This is a genomic window from Paraburkholderia franconis, assembly GCF_009362735.1.
Classification (GTDB): domain Bacteria; phylum Pseudomonadota; class Gammaproteobacteria; order Burkholderiales; family Burkholderiaceae; genus Paraburkholderia; species Paraburkholderia franconis.
In genome coordinates, this window is sequence record NZ_WHNP01000004.1 from 47,771 (window position 1) to 64,142 (window position 16,372).

The window sequence follows — 16,372 nt, forward strand, 5'->3', positions numbered from 1 at the left end:
CAGGCCGCGCCGCGCAAACGAAAGCGCCGCGTTGTGCCGGTTTCCCGGCTGCAACACGGCCATGCTGCTAAAACGCCGGACGCGCTCGATGCATGCGTCAGCTCGCGGGTACCGAGCTGACGGGCGTGCCTTGCGTCTGGTCGAGGAACGGCGTCGGGTTCTTGCCGCCGTTCGAGAAGTCGAACATCGACATGATGCTGCCCGACGTCGCATCGAACGAACCGCTGCCGATGCGCCGACCGTTCAGCCAGTTGTCCTCGATGAAGCGCACGACGGAGGCCTGGTCGACGAACGTGAGCGCGCCGATCAGGCGCGTGACGATCCGCATGGCGATGCGGCCGCGAGTCGGCTATGCCGACGCGACCGAATTGAATCAGACAGGTGTGAACTTATGGAGTCGCATAACTTTCGCCACTGTCATCATCGGACAGCGTTGTGAAAGGCGTCGATTGTCGAATCGTCAATGCATGTCGGCGCAACCACCGGCGCGGCTGGCGTTTGTCTTGCGTCGTGCTTACGGAAGGAAGCGGGGCGTCATCGTGCCGGCGACGCAGCCGATGACGAGGTGGCGTCAGGAGACTGCACAATGTCGGTCGATTCGACGCGCACGGCGGGCAGTCGCACGTGTTGCGCATCGGCGTTATTGACGCGCGTGATCGTGCCGCGCACCTTCACCTGCTGGTTCTTCAACGAGAGTGCCCGTTCGCGTGTGATGCCTTCGAATTCGAACACGCCGCGCGCATCGTAGACGACGGGTAGACAAAGGGCTCGTTGCCGCGCAGCGCGAGCCGTCCGGACAGAACGACGGAGTCGCGCCGGTGCATCGCCCGTTGAATCGTCGTGGCACAGGCGGATTGCATCAGCAACCAGCGCGGCGAGCATCGCAGTGCGTCTGAGCATCGTGGACATCGTGGAGGCCGTTATCGTTGCCAGTCCATTCGAGCCATTCCATTGACGATTCTTTACGGGTCGCCATGCGGTTGCATCGGACAATGTGCAACCGCATCCGTCCATGCCGCCCGCGCACCACGCCGTGTGCACAGGTCAACTCTTCGTTCAGCGCATATGCAGCCGATCTTCGATCCGTTTCTGACTTTTCTTCGCCACGCCGCCGCCGCGCAGTCGAGCGGCGATGCGCGTGCGCGTTCGCTGTGGCTCGAAGCGGCCGCGCATCTTCATCCGACGGATCGCGCTTCGATCGACAGGATGATGGTCGATCTGCTTCAACAACAGCAGATCGCGCAAGCCATATCGCTCGTCGAAACGATCGCGCAACTCGAACCGCACGACGCGGCGGCAAGCGTGCGTCTCGGCTACGCGCTGCAAAGCGCGAACCGGCATCGCGATGCGCTCGCGCCGTATCGCCATGCGCTTGCGATCGATCCAACTTTTCCACGGTTGCGCACGAATCTCGCGATCGCGCTCAACCGCACGGGCGGCGATCCCGTAGAAGAACGGCAATTGCTCGAAGCTGCCGTCGCCGCGGACCCTGCGGATTTCGCCGCGTGGATCAATCTGATGGGCGTGCGGCGCGCGTGCTTCGATGTCGAAGGATCGCTGGCCGCGGCGATGAGGGCGGTCGAACTCGATCCGCGCAGCGCGCTTGCGCACGGCAATCTCGCGCAGGCGCTGAAGGAGTCACGGCGTTGGGACGACGCACTCGCTCACGCGAAGAAGGCCTGCGAGCTTGCACCCGACAACGCCTCGCTGCGCACGGCGCTCGCCGTGCTGCATCTGCTGCGCGGAAATTACGTTGAAGGCTGGCCCGCGCACGAAGCGCGCTGGAACGATCCCGCAAGCATGCTGACGAGCGGCCGTCCCGTGTTCGGCAAGCCGCAGTGGCGCGGCGAGCCGCTGGCGGGCAAGACGCTGCTCGTATGGGGCGAGCAGGGCATGGGCGACGTGCTGCAGTTCTGCCGCTTCATTCCGTCGCTGGCGCGGCGCGTGCATCGCGAAGGCGGGCGGCTCGTGTGGAATTCGTTTCCGCAGATGGGCGAGCTGTTGCCGCGCAGTTTCGGCGAACACATCGACGCGTATTCGTCGGCGTGCTCCGTCGACGCGCTGCCGCCTTTCGACTTCGAGCTGCCGCTCGCGAGCGCGCCGCTGATGCTCGATACGCGCGTCGACACGATTCCATCGGCCGTGCCCTATCTGCATGCCGATGCCGCCGCGCGCAACGCATGGCGCGCGCGTCTTGCGAACGAGCAGCGTCTGAAGGTCGGCCTCGCGTGGACGGGCAGTCTGACGCATGGACGCAACCGCTTTCGGCGTGTCGGCTGGGAGCGGTATGCGCGGGCGTTTGGTGGACTCGAAGGCATCGCGTTCTATTCGCTGCAGCCCGGCGCGGCCGACGAAGTCGCGGCGGCGCGCGCGGCCGGTCTGCCGATGACCGACTTCACGCACGAATGGCGCGGCTTCCACGACACGGCGGCCTTCGTCAGCGAACTCGATCTCGTGATCAGCGTATGCACGTCGATGGCGCATCTCGCGGGCGCGCTCGGCAGGCGCACGTGGGTGCTGCTCGACGTCAATCCGTACTGGACGTGGATGACGGAAGGGCGCGACAGTCCGTGGTATCCGACCGCCACGCTCTACCGGCAGCGACAGTCCGCGCAATGGCAGCCGGTGATGGATGAAGTCGCAAGCGATTTGCGCGCGCTTGCACAAGGCCGCGCGTGACCGAATAAAGCATGTGCCGACGGCGCGGCGTAGCAGGCGTCACACGTCGGGCGCATGCGTGGCCTCCGATGCAGGCACCGTCACGGGCGCATCGGGCGGCACGCCGAGCAGCTGCAACGCGCCGCCCGTCACCGCGCTGAACACGGGGCCCGCGACCGTGCCGCCATAGAACGCGCGGCCCGCCGGATCGTCGATCATCACCGCGACGATCAGACGCGGATCGCTCATCGGCGCCATGCCGACGAAGAGCGACCGGTAACGGTTCTTCGCATACGTCGCGCCGACCTGCTTGCGCGCCGTCCCCGTCTTGCCGCCGACGCGATAGCCGTCCACATTCGCCGCGCGCCCCGTGCCGCCCGCGCCCGTCGCCATTTCGAGCATCGAGCGGATTGCCGCAGCCGTCGCGGGCGTCGTGACGCGCCGGCCATCGCCTCGTGCGGCAGAGCGCGCCGGATCGGTCATGAGGCTGACCGGGTGCAGCGTGCCGTCGCCGGCATATGCGGTGTATACCTGCGCGATCTGCAGCAGCGACGCCGACAACCCATAGCCATACGCCATCGTCGCCTGCTCGATCGGGCGCCAGCGCGCGAACGGACGCACGCGGCCCGCCGCGACGCCAGGAAACGTCAGTTGCGGCGCGCGCCCGAGTCCGTACTCCTGATACTTGTCCCAGATGGTCTTTGCGGGCAGGTTCAGCGCGAGCTTCGCGAGCGCGATGTTGCTCGACTTCTGCAATGCCTCGGCGATCGTCATGCGTCCATGATTCGACGTGTCGTGAACCACGTTCGGGCCGATCCGGTACCAGCCCGGTGCGGTATCGATCATCGAATCGGGCCGCACGAGGCCGCGATCGAGCGACAGCGCGACCACCAGCGGCTTGATCGTCGAACCCGGCTCGAACGTATCGACGACGGCGCGGTTGCGCAACTGTTGTCCCGTAAGCCGCGCGCGGTCGTTCGGATCGAAGCTCGGGTAATTGGCGAGCGCGAGAATCTCGCCGTTGCGCGCATCGAGCACGACGACGCTGCCCGCCTGCGCGCTGTGCTTCGCGATGGCCGTCTTGAGCTGCGCATACGCAAGCTGCTGGATGCGGCGGTCGATGGTCAGATGCACGGTCGCGCCGTTTTGCGCGGGCGTGAGCGGCCGCGTATCGGAGACCACGCGCCCGAGACGATCGCGGATCACTTCGCGCTCGCCCGGTTCGCCGGCGAGCAGTTCGTTTGCTGCCAGCTCGATGCCTTCCTGGCCGTTGTCCTCGATATCGGTGAAGCCGACCACGTGCGCGGCCGCTTCGCCTTCCGGATAGAAGCGCTTCGAATCGGCGATGCGCGTGATGCCCGCGAGATCGAGCTTGTCGATATGCGCGGCCGTATGCGCATCGACCTGGCGCTTGAGCAGCACGAAGCTTTTGTCGCCGGATACGCGGCGCGTGAGTTCCGCGCGCGGCATGTCGAGCAGCTTCGCGAGCGGCGCATGGGCGGCTTCGTCGAGCTGCTTCGGCGACGCCCAGATTTCATACGTCGCGAGACTGACGGCGAGCATCGCGCCATGCCGGTCGACGATGCGCCCACGCGTCGCATCGAGTTCGATGGTCCGCTGATAGCGCTTTTGCCCCTGCTCGACGTAGAAATCCTGATTGACGATCTGCACCCAGAACGCGCGGCCGATCAGCGACGCGAACGCCGCGAACACGAGGATCACGATCAGCTTCGAGCGCCACATCGGCAGCCGCGCGACGAGGACGGGATTCTTCGCGACGGGCGCGTACGGGTCGTGGTTTTGCTTGCGTGTCATGAGGGCGAAGCCGGCGTTCCGATGACCGGTCCACAGTGAGCGTGGAACGGATTGTAATAAGAACGTAATATCTGTGCGAGCTTCGCGCAAGCAATCGCGATGCAAGAGGGCCGCTTCGGGGCCGTGTCGCTCCGTGCGGCCGCGCTCATATCGTGCGGAATGCGGCAATGTGGAGTTGAAAAATCGGACGGATTGCCCGTTCAACTTATGCGTCGTCTCCGACGCGGCGTGTTGAAGAGGCGCTCGCGATGAGCGCCTTCTTTTTATCGATCGCCTTTTGTGGCCCGCGTTTGATCGACTGCCCAGGCCGCATCAAAAAAGCACGTTAGCGCAATCAGGCGGGCAGCGAAAAACTCGAAATCGCCTCGCGCAGCACGCCGACCTGATCCTTCAGCGAATGCGCGGCGGCCGCCGCCTGCTCGACGAGTGCAGCGTTCTGCTGCGTGACCTGATCCATTTCGCCGACGGCGCGGTTCACCTGCTCGATGCCCGCGCTCTGCTCGCGCGACGCGTGGCTGATCTCCTCGAGTATCTCGTTCACGCGGCGCACCGATGCGACGAGTTCCGTCATCGTCGAGCCGGCGTTCGCGACGAGCGACGCGCCTTCCTCGACGCTGCCCGTCGACGTTTCGATCAGCGCCTTGATCTCCTTCGCGGCCGTCGCCGAGCGTTGCGCGAGGCTTCGCACTTCTGCCGCGACGACGGCAAAGCCTCGGCCCTGTTCGCCGGCGCGCGCCGCTTCGACGGCGGCGTTCAGCGCAAGAATGTTGGTCTGGAACGCGATGCCGTCGATCACGCCGATGATGTCGCCGATCTGCCGCGAGCTGTTCGTGATGTCGCCCATCGTGCGGACCACGTCATCGACGACGCGGCTGCCGCGCGTCGCGACGTCGGCGGCCTGGCTCGCGAGATGAGCGGCCGTGGCGGCGCTGTCGGCGTTCTGCTTCACGTTCGACGTCATCTCGTCCATGCTCGATGCCGTCTGCACGAGGGCGGCCGCCTGCTGTTCCGTGCGCTGCGACAGATCGGTGTTGCCCGCCGCGATCTCGCTCGCGCCGACGTTGATGTTCTCGGTGCCGGCGCGCACGCGCGAGACGGTATCGACGAGGCCTTTTTGCATCGTGCGCAGCGCGTGCAGCAGGCTCGCGCCGTCGCGATGGGCGACGGGGATGGGCGTCGCGAGATCGCCGCGCGCCATGCGCTGCGCCGCTTCGACGGCCACTTCGAGATCGCCGCCGAGCGCCTGCTTCACGCTGCGCAGCACGAGCACCATCGCGACGGTCGCGAGCGCGCCGAGCGCAAAGGTGATCGCGAGCCAACGCACGAGGTCCGCGTAGAACGCGCTCTGCACGTCGTCCATGTACATCCCCGTGACGAGCACCCAGTCCCACGGCGCGAAGCGCATCGCGTAGCTGGTCTTGGCGACGGGCGTTTCGCTGCCGGGCTTCGACCACAGATAGTCGACGAAGCCGCCCTTGCCCTGGTTCGCCGCCTTCACGAGATCGAGGAACAGGTGATTGCCCGCCGGGTCCGCGAAATCGGACAGGTTCTTGCCGACGAGGGCCGGCTTGAACGGATGCATCAGCATGACGGGCTGCGAGTCGTTGACGGAGAAATAGCCGTCTGTGCCGTAGCGCAGCGCGGAGAGCGAGTCGAGCGCCTGCTTCTTCGCGTCGGCTTCGGACATCGCATTCTGCTGCGACAGCGTGTAGTAGTGGTTGACGATCGCGTTCGCTTCTTCGACGAGCGTCGTCAACTGGTCGCGGCGGTCGGAAATCATCGACGAGCGGTTCTGCCACGCGCCGAACGCGCCAATGAGGATCAGGCCGATCCAGAGGATCGCAATCATCGAGGCGAGTTTCTTGTTGAGAGTCATGGTGAAGTCAGGATGGTCGGTTTGCTGCGGCTGGGGTCGAGGCTTGCGCGTTGTTGCTGGCTGTGGCTGATCGTTGCTGATGCTGCTGGTCTTTTCGCGGCGGTTGATAACGCGCTGCTCGATAGGGATAACGGCGCGCTTCGGGCAAGACCTGACGCGGGGAAACCCGTAATCCGACATCGATCAATTCGTATGATGTTTATCGTTGTGAACCGCTTTTCATAAGCGCATGGCCGTCTTGCCGGCGCCAGGGACAGACTCCCCGTAATCGCGGTACTCTGCTACCCGGTGCACTTTCCGCTTTGTCGCAACCCGCAACGGTTTCAACAGGACACGATCCGATGCCCAACGACATTCCAGAACCGCAAGCCGTCGACAGTCCCATTACCCGCAGTGCGATTTTCATCGTCGCGACGCTCGCCGCAGGACAGGACCACGCCAGCGCCGTGCGCGCATGGTGCGCGGACATCGGCGCGCTCGTGCGCTCCGTCGGCAAGCGCGTGCCGTCCGGCAACCTGTCGTGCGTGTGCGGCTTCGGCTCCGACGCGTGGGACACGCTGTTCGGCGCTCCGCGTCCCGCGCTGCTTCATCCGTTTCGCGAGTTCGGCCCGAGCGAACGCCGCGCGGTCGCGACGCCGGGCGACATCCTGCTGCACATTCGCGCGGACCAGATGGACCTCTGCTTCGAGCTTGCGACGCAGCTGACAGGCCGGCTCGGCGACGCCGTCTCGGTCGTCGACGAAGTGCAGGGCTTTCGCTATTTCGACTTGCGCAGCATGGTCGGATTCGTCGACGGCACCGAGAACCCGACGGGCCGCGAGGTGCCCGAGTTCACGATGATCGGCGAAGAGGACCCGGACTTCGCAGCGGGCAGCTACGTGCTCGTGCAGAAGTACCTGCACGACATGACGGGCTGGAACGCGCTCACCGTCGAAGAGCAGGAGCACATCATCGGCCGCACGAAGCTCTCCGACATCGAACTCGACGAAGGCGTGAAGCCGTCGTGGTCGCACAGTTCGCTGACCACGCTCGTCGAGAACGGAGAGGAAGTGAAGATCCTGCGCGACAACATGCCGTTCGGCCGCCCTGGCGCAGGCGAGTTCGGAACGTACTTCATCGGATATGCGCGCTCGCCTGCGCCGCTCGAGCAGATGCTCGAGAACATGTTCGTCGGACGGCCGCCGGGCAACTACGACCGGCTGCTCGACTTCAGCCGCGCCGTTACGGGCAGCCTCTTGTTCGTGCCATCGGCGACCCTGCTCGAAGCGCTCGCCGAACGCGATCCGCAGGCCGCGAATGTGAATGTGAGCGCGAGCGAGCCGCCTGATGATGCATCCGCTTCCGCCGAGCCGCAGCATGAAGGCTCGCTGAATATCGGCGCTCTGAAAGGAACCCGTCAAATATGAATAACCTGATGCTGATGAGCGAAGCGTCGGTGTCGGTGATGCGAGGGGAGCAGAAGAAAGCAAAGGCAGAAGAATGATCGCGCGTTTGAACGGTTCGAATCGCCTGTATGATGGCAGGCCCGCGCCGCGCGGATAGCGATGCTGCGCGAACGAATCCATTCACGACGACAAGAGGAAGACCGCCATGACGGCCGCAACGCAATTCGATCAGGTTTCCGTTATCAAACGGGCCAACGTCTACTTCGACGGCAAGTGCGTGTCGCACACCGTTCTCTTTGCCGACGGCAGCCGCAAGACGCTCGGCGTGATTCTGCCCGGCACGCTCAACTTCGGCACCGATGCGCCGGAACTCATGGAAGTGCAGGCGGGCCAATGCCGCATCCGTCTCGAAGGCAGCGACGAGTGGAAGACGTATCGCGCGGGCGAGTCGTTCCCGGTGCCCGGCAAGAGCCGCTTCGATATCGACGTGATCGAAACGCTCGATTACGTGTGCAGCTATCTGTAAAGACGCGCGGACGCGTGTCGCTTGCGCCGCTCGCGTCTACGCTGGACGCAACGGCGTATTGAAGAACCCTTTGATCGCGTCGGTGAACGCCATGCGGTTGTGCCGTGCGCGTTCGAGCAAGCCGACGTGACGAAGTACTTCGATGCCATTCAAGGGCATCACCTGCAGCTTCTGGTCATTGGCCCACGCGACGTTAGCGAGCTTCGGCACGATTGAAATGCCGAAGCCTTGTCTAACCAGTTCGATGATGGCTTCGACGGAGTTCAGTTCCATCGCCTCGTTGACGAGCGTGTCGCACTGATTCAATACGTCCTGCACGAGATGTCCCGTCCATGTGCTTCTGTCGAAGCGCATGAACGGCGCTTCGCGCAGTATGTCGTTCTGGTCGCGCGGCAAATCGAAGTGCGGGCTTCTCGGGACGATCAGAATCATCGGCTCCGAATACAACGGCGTCCATAGAAGGTTGGAAGCGAGCGCGCGCGGCGATTGCGTGACGACAGCCGCATCCAGTTCGCCCGTTTCCACTTTTCGCGCGAAGTCGCTCGACATTCCCGCAAACAGATGCACATCGAGCCGCGGATAGCGTTGACGGATCGACCATAGCGCATCGGCAAACGAACCCATCAATGCCGATACGAGCGCGCCCATCGTCACCGTGCCCGACATTTCGCCTCCGCCCACTGCGGACTCGAGCAGTTCATAACGGCGCACGATCTCCTGCACATCAGGAATCAGCGCGCGGCCGACGGAATTGAGCACGGCCGCGCGTGCGCTCCGATCGAACAGTTGCACGTTGAGCTCGTCTTCGAGCGCGCGGACCTGCAGACCGATCGCGGCGGGCGTGAGGCCGACCTCGGAACCCGCCGCCGCGAATGTGCCGCAACGAGCGACAGTGAGGAAAATTTTCAGGGTTCTGATCGAAGGCATGACGATGTGTCAGGCCGCGCATCGACGCGGTAGTGCGATCAATTGGACTGAACCCATCATACAAAAACGAAAGTTTTCCTTGTGCTAAGGAAAACCATTATTGGATTTTTCTTTATCAACATCGCTTTCATAATGACTCGTGCAAAAGAACCCCCGATGGAACCCCGATACCACGAGGCAATGCACCGATGCTTGACCATGCGTATCTCGCTCTGTCCACGATCGGAATCGGCATTGCTTCGATAGCTGCGTCGGGTGTGATCGTCGCGCTCGCGTATCTCGTGTACGGCATGACGGGGTTCGGTTCGTCGATCGTTGCGATTCCGATGCTGACGCAGCTCATTCCATTGAAGACGGCCACGCCCGTCATGCTGATACTGGATCTGATGGCGGGACTGCTCGTCGGCATGCGCAATCTGAAGGACGTGCAGATCAGCGAGCTGCGCAAGATAGGCCCGTGGCTTTGCATCGGGCTCGTGCTCGGTGTGACCGTGCTCGTCTCGGCGCCGGAAAAGCCGCTCGAACTGATACTCGGCATCTGCCTGCTCGTGTATTCGACATGGCGAATCACGTCGAGCGGAGAATTTCGCGCACTCGGCGCAGGTTGGGCACTGCCTCTGGGGCTCGGCGGCGGATGCCTGACAGCAGTATTCGGCACGGGCGGGCCCGTCTATACGATTTATCTCGCGGGGCGGCTGCGTGATGCCGAGCAACGGCGTGCAACCGTCAGCATGCTGATCACCGCGACTGCTGTCGCGCGGCTCTTTCTATTCAGTGCATCCGGCTTGTACAAGAACCCGGTGGTGTTGCCGCTGGCGGGATGGCTCTTGCCTTGCGGCGCGCTCGGTCTTGCCGCGGGCGCGTTGTTGCGCACGAAGGTACCGGCCGCCAGAGTGTCGACGCTTCTTTGGGCCGTGCTGATTCTGGCGGGAGCCAATCTCATCGTCCGCTCTTCAATTGGAATGCTGGCGTGATCTCGCCGTTTGGCGGGCATGCCGCGCTGTTCTTTCCTGCAAGACACCTCACTCGCGGCGTCGATTGATGAAAAGCGATCCTTTCTCTCAAGCCAAGAAATATTCGCTTTTCGTTTATCTCGGGATGCAGAACACTAGCGACTAGAAAGCCGCTATTGGCTATTGCATGGGTCATTCCTCATTAAAGGCACTGTCGATATGGACACACTACGCGTCAAGGTCTGGAGAGGTCGCACGGAAGGCGAACTGGTCGCCTACGAAGTGCCTCGCCATGAAAGTCAGACCGTATTGGACGTCGTGACCTATATCCAGCGTCATCTTCAACCCGATCTCGCCTATCGCTTCGCGTGCCGCGTGGGGATGTGCGGCTCCTGCGCGATGAACGTGAACGGCAAGGCGCGGTGGACGTGCCGCACGCATGTCGCAAAAGTGGCGGCGGGCAATCAGCTCGAAATTGCGCCTCTGTCGAACCTCCCCGTGATCAAGGATCTCGTGACCGACATGGGCCGCTTCTTCGATAAATGGGCTCAGGCCAAAGGGCAATTCAGCGGGGAACGTACGCGCCGCGATGATTTCGCGCGCGTGCAGCCGGACAGTCCCCGGCGGCAAGCGGCCGATGCGGGTGTCGAGTGCATCGGTTGCGGCGTGTGCTATTCGTCGTGCGATGTCGTGACCTGGCGTCCCGATTACCTTGGGCCTGCCGCGCTCAACCGCGCATGGACGCTCGTCAACGACGAGCGCGACAGCAAGCGTGTAGAACGCCTTCGCGCGGTCGCGGGCGATGCGGGATGCCATTCGTGTCATACGCAGGCGACCTGCACGGAGCGTTGCCCCAAGCACATCTCGCCGACGGCTGGCATTGCGGGCCTGAAGCGGATGACGATGAAGGCCGCGCTCGAAGGGGAGTTGTGATGAACGCGATGTCGCTGAAAACGCAAGCGCGTTTGTGGTACTGGCAGAGAATGAGCGCGACGGTTCTCGCGTGCTGCGTATTGGTTCACATCGCCGTCATCGTGTACGCAGTGCATCAGGGGCTGACTGCCTCTGCGATTCTTGGCCGCACGCATGGCAACTGGTTCTTTGGCGCGTTCTACACGTTGTTTGTGATCGCGTGCGCGATTCACGTCCCCATTGGTGTTCTGCGGATCGCGGAAGAGTGGTTGCAATGGCGCGGTAAATCAGCAGTGGCGGCGAGCGTTGCGATTTCCGTCGTGCTGGCTTTCATGGGACTGCGCGCGGTCTATGGAGTCGTCGCATGATGCGCAAGAACGACTATCGCGCGCGTACGCACCCGGCGTATTGGGCGTTTCTCGTACACCGCTTGTCCGGTCTCGGACTTGCTCTCTTTTTACCTGTTCATTTCTGGGCGCTTGGGCAGTCGATTGCCGGCGAGGGTGCGCTCGAAAATTTCATTCGTGTCACTGACCAGCCGCTTTTCAAGCTCGGCGAATGGGGCCTCGTGGTCCTGCTTTCGCTTCATTTGATGGGCGGCATCCGGCTGTTGCTGATCGAGTTTCTCCCCTGGACCGGGCTGCGAAAGAACTGGCTCGCGTTGGGGGTGGGAGCGAGCACGTGCGCCGGTCTCGCGTTTCTACTTGCACTCATGCACTGATGTACTGATGCCGCGTTTTTCGAAGCCAGCGAGATCTGGATTCGAAACGCTATCCGGGAGGACATGACCATGAAACTGGATCTCGGCGCCGTCGAGGAAGCATCTAAAGAGCTTTATATCCGCGCGCTGAAACTGCTGCCGCCGGATGTGAAGCTGGGTATCGACAGGCTCGCGGCAACCGATACGTCGCCCGTGGCAAGGCGCGTGCTCGAAACGATGCGCACGAACATTCAGGTGGCGGAGGGAACCGACAACCTGCTTTGCCAGGACACGGGCATTCCCATTTACAACGTCGTGATCGGGCGCAATGTCGAGTTCGACGGGTTCGAACTCAAGGCCGCGATTCGCAAGGGCTGTGAGCGAGCGACGCGCGAGCATCCGTTGCGCTCGTCGGTCGTGCATCCCTTGACGCGCAAGAACGATCACACGTCTTGCGGCATTGAAGTACCCGTCATTCACATCGACTTTTCCGGCGACGCGAATACAGCGGCCATCGAAATGGTGCCTAAAGGCAGCGGTTCCGAAAACAATTCGTTTCTGAAGATGGCCGTTCCTGCCGAAGGGATCGATGCGATCAAGACGTTCGTCGTCGATTGCGTGCTTTCTGCAGGCGGCAAGACCTGCCCGCCGACGATTGTCGGCGTCGGACTCGGCGGCACCTCCGATCTTTCGATTGCGCTCGCGAAACGGGCGGCCACGCGGGCGCTCGGCACACGTTGCGACGATCCCGACGGCGCGGCGCTCGAAGAGGAACTGTCGGCGGCCGTGAACCAGCTCGGTATCGGCCCACAAGGTCTGGGCGGCGACAGCACGGCATTCGCCGTCCACATCGAACTCGCTTCGACGCACATCACGATGAATCCCATCGCAGTGAACATGCAATGTCACTCGGCGCGGCGTGCAAGAGCCGTGTTCTCTGCCGATGGACTTTCATACGGTTTCTGAAAATGGCCCACTACGATCTCTTCACGCCCGTCGACGAGTCACAGATCCGGCAATTGCACGTGAACGATACGGTGACACTGCACCGAACGCTTTACGGCATTCGGGATGCGACGCAAATCCATATGTTCGACCGAGGGCGCACGACGCATTTCGATCTTCGCGGCCATGCCGTCATTCACACCGCGCCGAACGTGCGCAAGGTTCCCATCAGCGACGACTATCCGGCGGGCTATCAGCCGATCTGTATCGGCACGACGACGTCGGACCGGATGGAGCGCTTCACGCGGCCGCTGATGGAGCAATACGGCGTGCGCATGATCGTCGGCAAAGGCGGGCTGCGCGAAGCATCGCAAGGGACGTTCAGCGATCTGGGCGGCGTCTATCTCGCGATCATCGGCGGCACGGCCGCGCTCGAGACGACATGGATCGAGCAGATCGAAGCCGTCGACCTCGACGATCTCAATCCTGAATCGCTGTGGCGATTCAGGATCAGCAACTTCGGTCCCTTGCTCGTGGCGATGGATAGCCATGGCGGGAGTCTTTACGACGCAGTGAAGCACGACGCAGCCGACCGTCGCGCGGCCGTGCTCGCCAGTCTTGGAGTACGGGCCAAATGAATATCGCGCACATCCGGACGGATATCCTGATACTCGGCTCCGGCGGCGCGGGTCTCTTCGCAGCGTTGCACGCGCATCAGACCGCGCCTCAGCTCTCGATTACCGTCGCTGTCAAAGGGCTGTTAGGGAAGTGCGGCTGCACGCGCATGGTGCAGGGCGGATACAACGTGGCGCTGGCGCCGGGCGATTCCGTCGAGCGTCATTTCATGGACACGATCGAGGGCAGCAAATGGCTGTCGAATCAGGATCTCGCGTGGACACTGGTGAGCACGGCCGTCGAGCGCGTTCGTGAACTCGAAAACGAATTGGGCTGCTTTTTCGATCGCAATCCCGATGGCTCGATTCATCAAAAGGCATTCGCGGGACAGACGTTCGATCGGACCGTGCACAAGGGCGATCTGACGGGTATCGAGATCATCAACCGTCTTGCCGAGCAGGTGTGGAGCCGTGGCATCAACCGGCTCGAAGAGCATCGCGCAATCGAGCTGATCAGAAGCCGCGACGGCAAGAGCCTCGCGGGCGTCCTGATGATCGACATGCGCTCGGGGCAGTTCGTGTTCGTGCAGGCGCGAGCGGTATTGCTCGCGACGGGCGGCGGACCGACGATGTACAAGTTTCATACGCCGTCGGGGGACAAGAGTTGCGATGGCCTTGCGATGGCGCTGCGCGCAGGCTTGCCACTGCGCGATATGGAAATGGTGCAGTTCCATCCGACAGGTCTGCTCGCAGGAAGCCACACGCGGATGACGGGCACGGTCCTCGAAGAAGGCTTGCGCGGCGCGGGCGGTCATCTGCTGAACGGCGATAAAGAGCGCTTCATGCATCGCTACGACGCGCGCGGCGAGCGTGCGACGCGCGACATCGTATCGCGTGGCATCTACTCGGAAATGAGAGAGGGCCGCACATCGCCGAATGGCGGCGTGTACATTCAGATGGGCCATCTCGGACCGGACAAGGTGCGTAAGCAGTTCAAAGGCATGGTGGAACGCTGCGCCGATTGCGGCTTCGATCTTGCGGGCGGTCTCGTCGAGGTCGTGCCGACCGCACACTACATGATGGGCGGCGTGGTTTTCCAGCCCGATTGCCGCACAGAACTCGCGGGCCTGTTCGCGGCGGGCGAAGATACGGGCGGAGTGCATGGCGCGAACCGCCTGGGTGGCAATGGCGTCGCGAACTCCACCGTATTCGGCGGCATTGCAGGGGACAGCATGGCGACGTGGGTCAGCGAACACGGTGAGTATCATGCCCCCGACGATGACGCACTACGGGCCGCCGTCAGCGAAGCGGAAGCGCCTTTCAAACAGCATGGCAAAGATCTGGAGCACATTCGGGAAGCGCTCTACGAATGTATGTGGAAGGACGTCGGCATTATTCGTCACGGCGACGGGCTTCTTCGCGCACGAGCGGCGTTGCGAGATCTTTACGGTCAGTTGATGCGCACGGGCGTTGCCGATGGCGATCGCGCATTGAATCTGCAATGGCACGACTGGCTCAATTTGAAGAACCTGATATCGGTCAGCCAGGTGATCACGGAAGCGGCGATTGCTCGCGAGAACTCCCGGGGCGCGCATTTCAGAGAAGACTTTCCGGATGCGGGCGATCTTTCAAGATCGGCATTTACTACGGTTCGCCGTCAGCAAGGAGAGATCTGCATTTCGCAAGAGCCCGTGACGTTCACACGTGTCAGGCCGGGCGAAACGATTCTGGATGAGTGTGAAAAGAGTGTCGAGGCTGGCGCGGTTCGCGGCTGAAAAAGCACTAACGCAATAAAGATCGTCGCGCCCGAAGGAGTGGTGAAACCTTGAACTTACCTGATCGCTTATTCAAGCACCCAGCCGCTGTCGCCTTCAATGAGTGTCCCGCCATGGCTGGTTGTGTCGCCCTTCCGGGCAATACCAGCACCATCGAACTCCGAGGTCGAGCCCGAAGTGATGATGGCTCCGCAACTGGTTACGTCGCCGATGCGGGCGGCGGCGCGACCACCGATGATCACTCCGCTCGTACCCGTCACGACCGTACCCATCCCATGAACCGGGCACATATGGCGGTGACCCACCAGAACAACCGGACGCATGAAAACCTCTCCGCGATAGAAATTTATTGACCCGCTGCCCTGGGGTGTTCACCCGCATACTTCCATTCGAAGCTGAACGGGTCCACGCCGACCTTACCCGGCAGGTTCGGCATTGAATCGCCTTCCTTCACGAACACCTCGTGGTAGCCGCCGATCAGGTCGATCGTCTGACCCACGGCATACCAGTAGCCGGTTCGCGGTGAGAAGTCGCCGGGCCGGGCACGCGGGAATGGCGGCACCTGGGTGCGTGCATCGACCTCGCCCAGGAACTCGATCTTGTGGCCCTTCGCAGCCTCCTCGTCGGTAGGTTTGTAGACCTTGAAGTACAGGCGGTTCGATGGCGCGTTGTCGGTGATCGGGTAGACCATGCGGCCCTTGCCCTGCGCGTCGGTGCGCGCCAGCACTTCGCGCACATCGATCCAGTCGAGCTGGCTGTGCCAGTAGACCATTTCGTAAATGTGCGTGCCGGTCAGTAACTGGCTGTTCTTTATCGTGAACTCGTAAGGTATGGGACTCTTCCAGCCATCGTGTGCCTTCAGGGTATAGCGATAGCGCTTGACCTCATCGTCACGGGGCGGAGCCTTGATCGCCATTACTCCGTCATCACGCGGCGGCGACGGGTCGATCTCTTTTCCTTCGCAGTAGAGCCGAACCGGTCCGTCGTCCGGTGTCGGCATGCCCGTTGCCCGAACGTCTTTGTCGGTAGGATTGGCAATCGAAATGTTATACCGCACTTCAACAGCATCGCTGTACAACGACGAGCCGGCAAATCTGATCTGCGTGACCAGCGGGTTCTTGGTCCAGTTGATCCGGTTATCGGGGATACCAATCCTGTCGGCAGTGTTACCGGAAGCGGGTTGAGTATTGGTCATGGTCCTGTTCCCGTCACTGTCTGGGGATGTTGAAAGATGTGTGGTACATGCGGCCAGGATGGCCAGACCCGACAACGCAAATGCGCATCGT

The 16,372-nt window shown here is 62.5% G+C and carries 17 protein-coding genes; 10 read left to right on the forward strand and 7 right to left on the reverse strand.

The window, feature by feature from the left end:
- Nucleotides 1-97: 97 nt before the first annotated feature.
- Both GCT13_RS05240 and GCT13_RS05245 read right to left on the reverse strand, forming a co-directional pair.
- Complete coding sequence (locus GCT13_RS05240) at nt 98-328, reverse strand: hypothetical protein (protein ID WP_321574198.1); 231 nt, start codon at nt 326-328, stop codon at nt 98-100.
- Between the two features lie 206 nt (nt 329-534).
- Nucleotides 535-900: a hypothetical protein gene (locus GCT13_RS05245; protein ID WP_152755686.1), complete on the reverse strand. Its 366-nt coding sequence runs from the start codon at nt 898-900 to the stop codon at nt 535-537.
- Nucleotides 901-1,065: 165 nt separating this feature from the next.
- Between GCT13_RS05245 and GCT13_RS05250 the strand changes: the two genes are divergently transcribed.
- Nucleotides 1,066-2,679, forward strand: a complete 1,614-nt coding sequence (locus GCT13_RS05250) for a tetratricopeptide repeat protein (RefSeq protein ID WP_152755687.1) — start codon at nt 1,066-1,068, stop codon at nt 2,677-2,679.
- A gap of 39 nt (nt 2,680-2,718) precedes the next feature.
- Here GCT13_RS05250 and GCT13_RS05255 read toward each other — a convergent pair whose 3' ends face one another.
- Both GCT13_RS05255 and GCT13_RS05260 read right to left on the reverse strand, forming a co-directional pair.
- The gene (locus GCT13_RS05255) at nt 2,719-4,473 is read right to left on the reverse strand and encodes a peptidoglycan D,D-transpeptidase FtsI family protein (protein WP_152755688.1); all 1,755 of its coding nucleotides are present in this window, start codon (nt 4,471-4,473) and stop codon (nt 2,719-2,721) included.
- Between the two features lie 334 nt (nt 4,474-4,807).
- On the reverse strand, nt 4,808-6,349 hold the full coding sequence (locus GCT13_RS05260; protein WP_152755689.1) for a methyl-accepting chemotaxis protein: 1,542 nt from the start codon (nt 6,347-6,349) through the stop codon (nt 4,808-4,810).
- A gap of 341 nt (nt 6,350-6,690) precedes the next feature.
- Between GCT13_RS05260 and GCT13_RS05265 the strand changes: the two genes are divergently transcribed.
- Nucleotides 6,691-7,755 (forward strand): Dyp-type peroxidase, encoded by a 1,065-nt coding sequence (locus GCT13_RS05265; RefSeq protein WP_152755690.1) that lies wholly within the window; start codon nt 6,691-6,693, stop codon nt 7,753-7,755.
- A 184-nt stretch (nt 7,756-7,939) separates the two neighbouring features.
- The gene (gene ppnP / locus GCT13_RS05270) at nt 7,940-8,260 is read left to right on the forward strand and encodes a pyrimidine/purine nucleoside phosphorylase (RefSeq protein ID WP_152755691.1); all 321 of its coding nucleotides are present in this window, start codon (nt 7,940-7,942) and stop codon (nt 8,258-8,260) included.
- Between the two features lie 36 nt (nt 8,261-8,296).
- Here the strand turns inward: ppnP and GCT13_RS05275 are convergent, their stop codons facing one another.
- Complete coding sequence (locus GCT13_RS05275; RefSeq protein WP_152755692.1) at nt 8,297-9,187, reverse strand: LysR family transcriptional regulator; 891 nt, start codon at nt 9,185-9,187, stop codon at nt 8,297-8,299.
- A 188-nt stretch (nt 9,188-9,375) separates the two neighbouring features.
- Here GCT13_RS05275 and GCT13_RS05280 point away from each other — a divergent pair, with 188 nt between their 5' ends.
- From GCT13_RS05280 to GCT13_RS05310, 7 genes are all read left to right on the forward strand, one after another.
- Nucleotides 9,376-10,161, forward strand: a complete 786-nt coding sequence (locus GCT13_RS05280; protein WP_152755693.1) for a sulfite exporter TauE/SafE family protein — start codon at nt 9,376-9,378, stop codon at nt 10,159-10,161.
- 198 nt (nt 10,162-10,359) lie between these two features.
- Nucleotides 10,360-11,073: a succinate dehydrogenase/fumarate reductase iron-sulfur subunit gene (locus GCT13_RS05285; RefSeq protein WP_152755694.1), complete on the forward strand. Its 714-nt coding sequence runs from the start codon at nt 10,360-10,362 to the stop codon at nt 11,071-11,073.
- Nucleotides 11,073-11,420 carry a succinate dehydrogenase gene (locus tag GCT13_RS05290; RefSeq protein ID WP_152755695.1) on the forward strand — a complete coding sequence of 116 codons (348 nt, stop codon included), beginning with the start codon at nt 11,073-11,075 and terminating at the stop codon, nt 11,418-11,420. The genes GCT13_RS05285 and GCT13_RS05290 overlap by 1 nt, the downstream gene beginning before the upstream one ends.
- Nucleotides 11,420-11,773: a succinate dehydrogenase, cytochrome b556 subunit gene (sdhC, locus tag GCT13_RS05295; protein WP_152756096.1), complete on the forward strand. Its 354-nt coding sequence runs from the start codon at nt 11,420-11,422 to the stop codon at nt 11,771-11,773. Before GCT13_RS05290 ends, sdhC begins: the two co-directional genes overlap by 1 nt.
- A gap of 69 nt (nt 11,774-11,842) precedes the next feature.
- Nucleotides 11,843-12,718, forward strand: a complete 876-nt coding sequence (locus GCT13_RS05300) for a fumarate hydratase (protein ID WP_152755696.1) — start codon at nt 11,843-11,845, stop codon at nt 12,716-12,718.
- A 2-nt stretch (nt 12,719-12,720) separates the two neighbouring features.
- Complete coding sequence (locus GCT13_RS05305; RefSeq protein WP_152755697.1) at nt 12,721-13,335, forward strand: fumarate hydratase C-terminal domain-containing protein; 615 nt, start codon at nt 12,721-12,723, stop codon at nt 13,333-13,335.
- Complete coding sequence (locus GCT13_RS05310) at nt 13,332-15,086, forward strand: L-aspartate oxidase (protein WP_152755698.1); 1,755 nt, start codon at nt 13,332-13,334, stop codon at nt 15,084-15,086. The genes GCT13_RS05305 and GCT13_RS05310 overlap by 4 nt, the downstream gene beginning before the upstream one ends.
- A 68-nt stretch (nt 15,087-15,154) precedes the next feature.
- On the opposite strand, the gene GCT13_RS05315 is transcribed toward GCT13_RS05310, so the two are convergent.
- The gene (locus GCT13_RS05315) at nt 15,155-15,409 is read right to left on the reverse strand and encodes a PAAR domain-containing protein (protein ID WP_152755699.1); all 255 of its coding nucleotides are present in this window, start codon (nt 15,407-15,409) and stop codon (nt 15,155-15,157) included.
- Between the two features lie 23 nt (nt 15,410-15,432).
- A complete protein-coding gene (locus GCT13_RS05320) occupies nt 15,433-16,281 on the reverse strand; it encodes an immunoglobulin domain-containing family protein (protein ID WP_152755700.1) in 849 nt (282 codons plus the stop codon).
- Nucleotides 16,282-16,372: the final 91 nt, after the last annotated feature.

What these genes read in the sequence shown, in the direction of transcription:
- sdhC (WP_152756096.1), top strand. Translation starts at nt 11,420, where the DNA reads ATGCGCAAGAACGACTATCGCGCGCGTACGCACCCGGCGTATTGGGCG.
- ppnP (WP_152755691.1), top strand. Translation starts at nt 7,940, where the DNA reads ATGACGGCCGCAACGCAATTCGATCAGGTTTCCGTTATCAAACGGGCC.
- GCT13_RS05320 (WP_152755700.1), bottom strand. Translation starts at nt 16,281, where the DNA reads ATGACCAATACTCAACCCGCTTCCGGTAACACTGCCGACAGGATTGGT.
- GCT13_RS05255 (WP_152755688.1), bottom strand. Translation starts at nt 4,473, where the DNA reads ATGACACGCAAGCAAAACCACGACCCGTACGCGCCCGTCGCGAAGAAT.
- GCT13_RS05290 (WP_152755695.1), top strand. Translation starts at nt 11,073, where the DNA reads ATGAACGCGATGTCGCTGAAAACGCAAGCGCGTTTGTGGTACTGGCAG.
- GCT13_RS05240 (WP_321574198.1), bottom strand. Translation starts at nt 328, where the DNA reads ATGCGGATCGTCACGCGCCTGATCGGCGCGCTCACGTTCGTCGACCAG.
- GCT13_RS05275 (WP_152755692.1), bottom strand. Translation starts at nt 9,187, where the DNA reads ATGCCTTCGATCAGAACCCTGAAAATTTTCCTCACTGTCGCTCGTTGC.
- GCT13_RS05265 (WP_152755690.1), top strand. Translation starts at nt 6,691, where the DNA reads ATGCCCAACGACATTCCAGAACCGCAAGCCGTCGACAGTCCCATTACC.
- GCT13_RS05280 (WP_152755693.1), top strand. Translation starts at nt 9,376, where the DNA reads ATGCTTGACCATGCGTATCTCGCTCTGTCCACGATCGGAATCGGCATT.
- GCT13_RS05250 (WP_152755687.1), top strand. Translation starts at nt 1,066, where the DNA reads ATGCAGCCGATCTTCGATCCGTTTCTGACTTTTCTTCGCCACGCCGCC.
- GCT13_RS05285 (WP_152755694.1), top strand. Translation starts at nt 10,360, where the DNA reads ATGGACACACTACGCGTCAAGGTCTGGAGAGGTCGCACGGAAGGCGAA.
- GCT13_RS05310 (WP_152755698.1), top strand. Translation starts at nt 13,332, where the DNA reads ATGAATATCGCGCACATCCGGACGGATATCCTGATACTCGGCTCCGGC.
- GCT13_RS05305 (WP_152755697.1), top strand. Translation starts at nt 12,721, where the DNA reads ATGGCCCACTACGATCTCTTCACGCCCGTCGACGAGTCACAGATCCGG.
- GCT13_RS05315 (WP_152755699.1), bottom strand. Translation starts at nt 15,409, where the DNA reads ATGCGTCCGGTTGTTCTGGTGGGTCACCGCCATATGTGCCCGGTTCAT.
- GCT13_RS05300 (WP_152755696.1), top strand. Translation starts at nt 11,843, where the DNA reads ATGAAACTGGATCTCGGCGCCGTCGAGGAAGCATCTAAAGAGCTTTAT.
- GCT13_RS05245 (WP_152755686.1), bottom strand. Translation starts at nt 900, where the DNA reads ATGCTCAGACGCACTGCGATGCTCGCCGCGCTGGTTGCTGATGCAATC.
- GCT13_RS05260 (WP_152755689.1), bottom strand. Translation starts at nt 6,349, where the DNA reads ATGACTCTCAACAAGAAACTCGCCTCGATGATTGCGATCCTCTGGATC.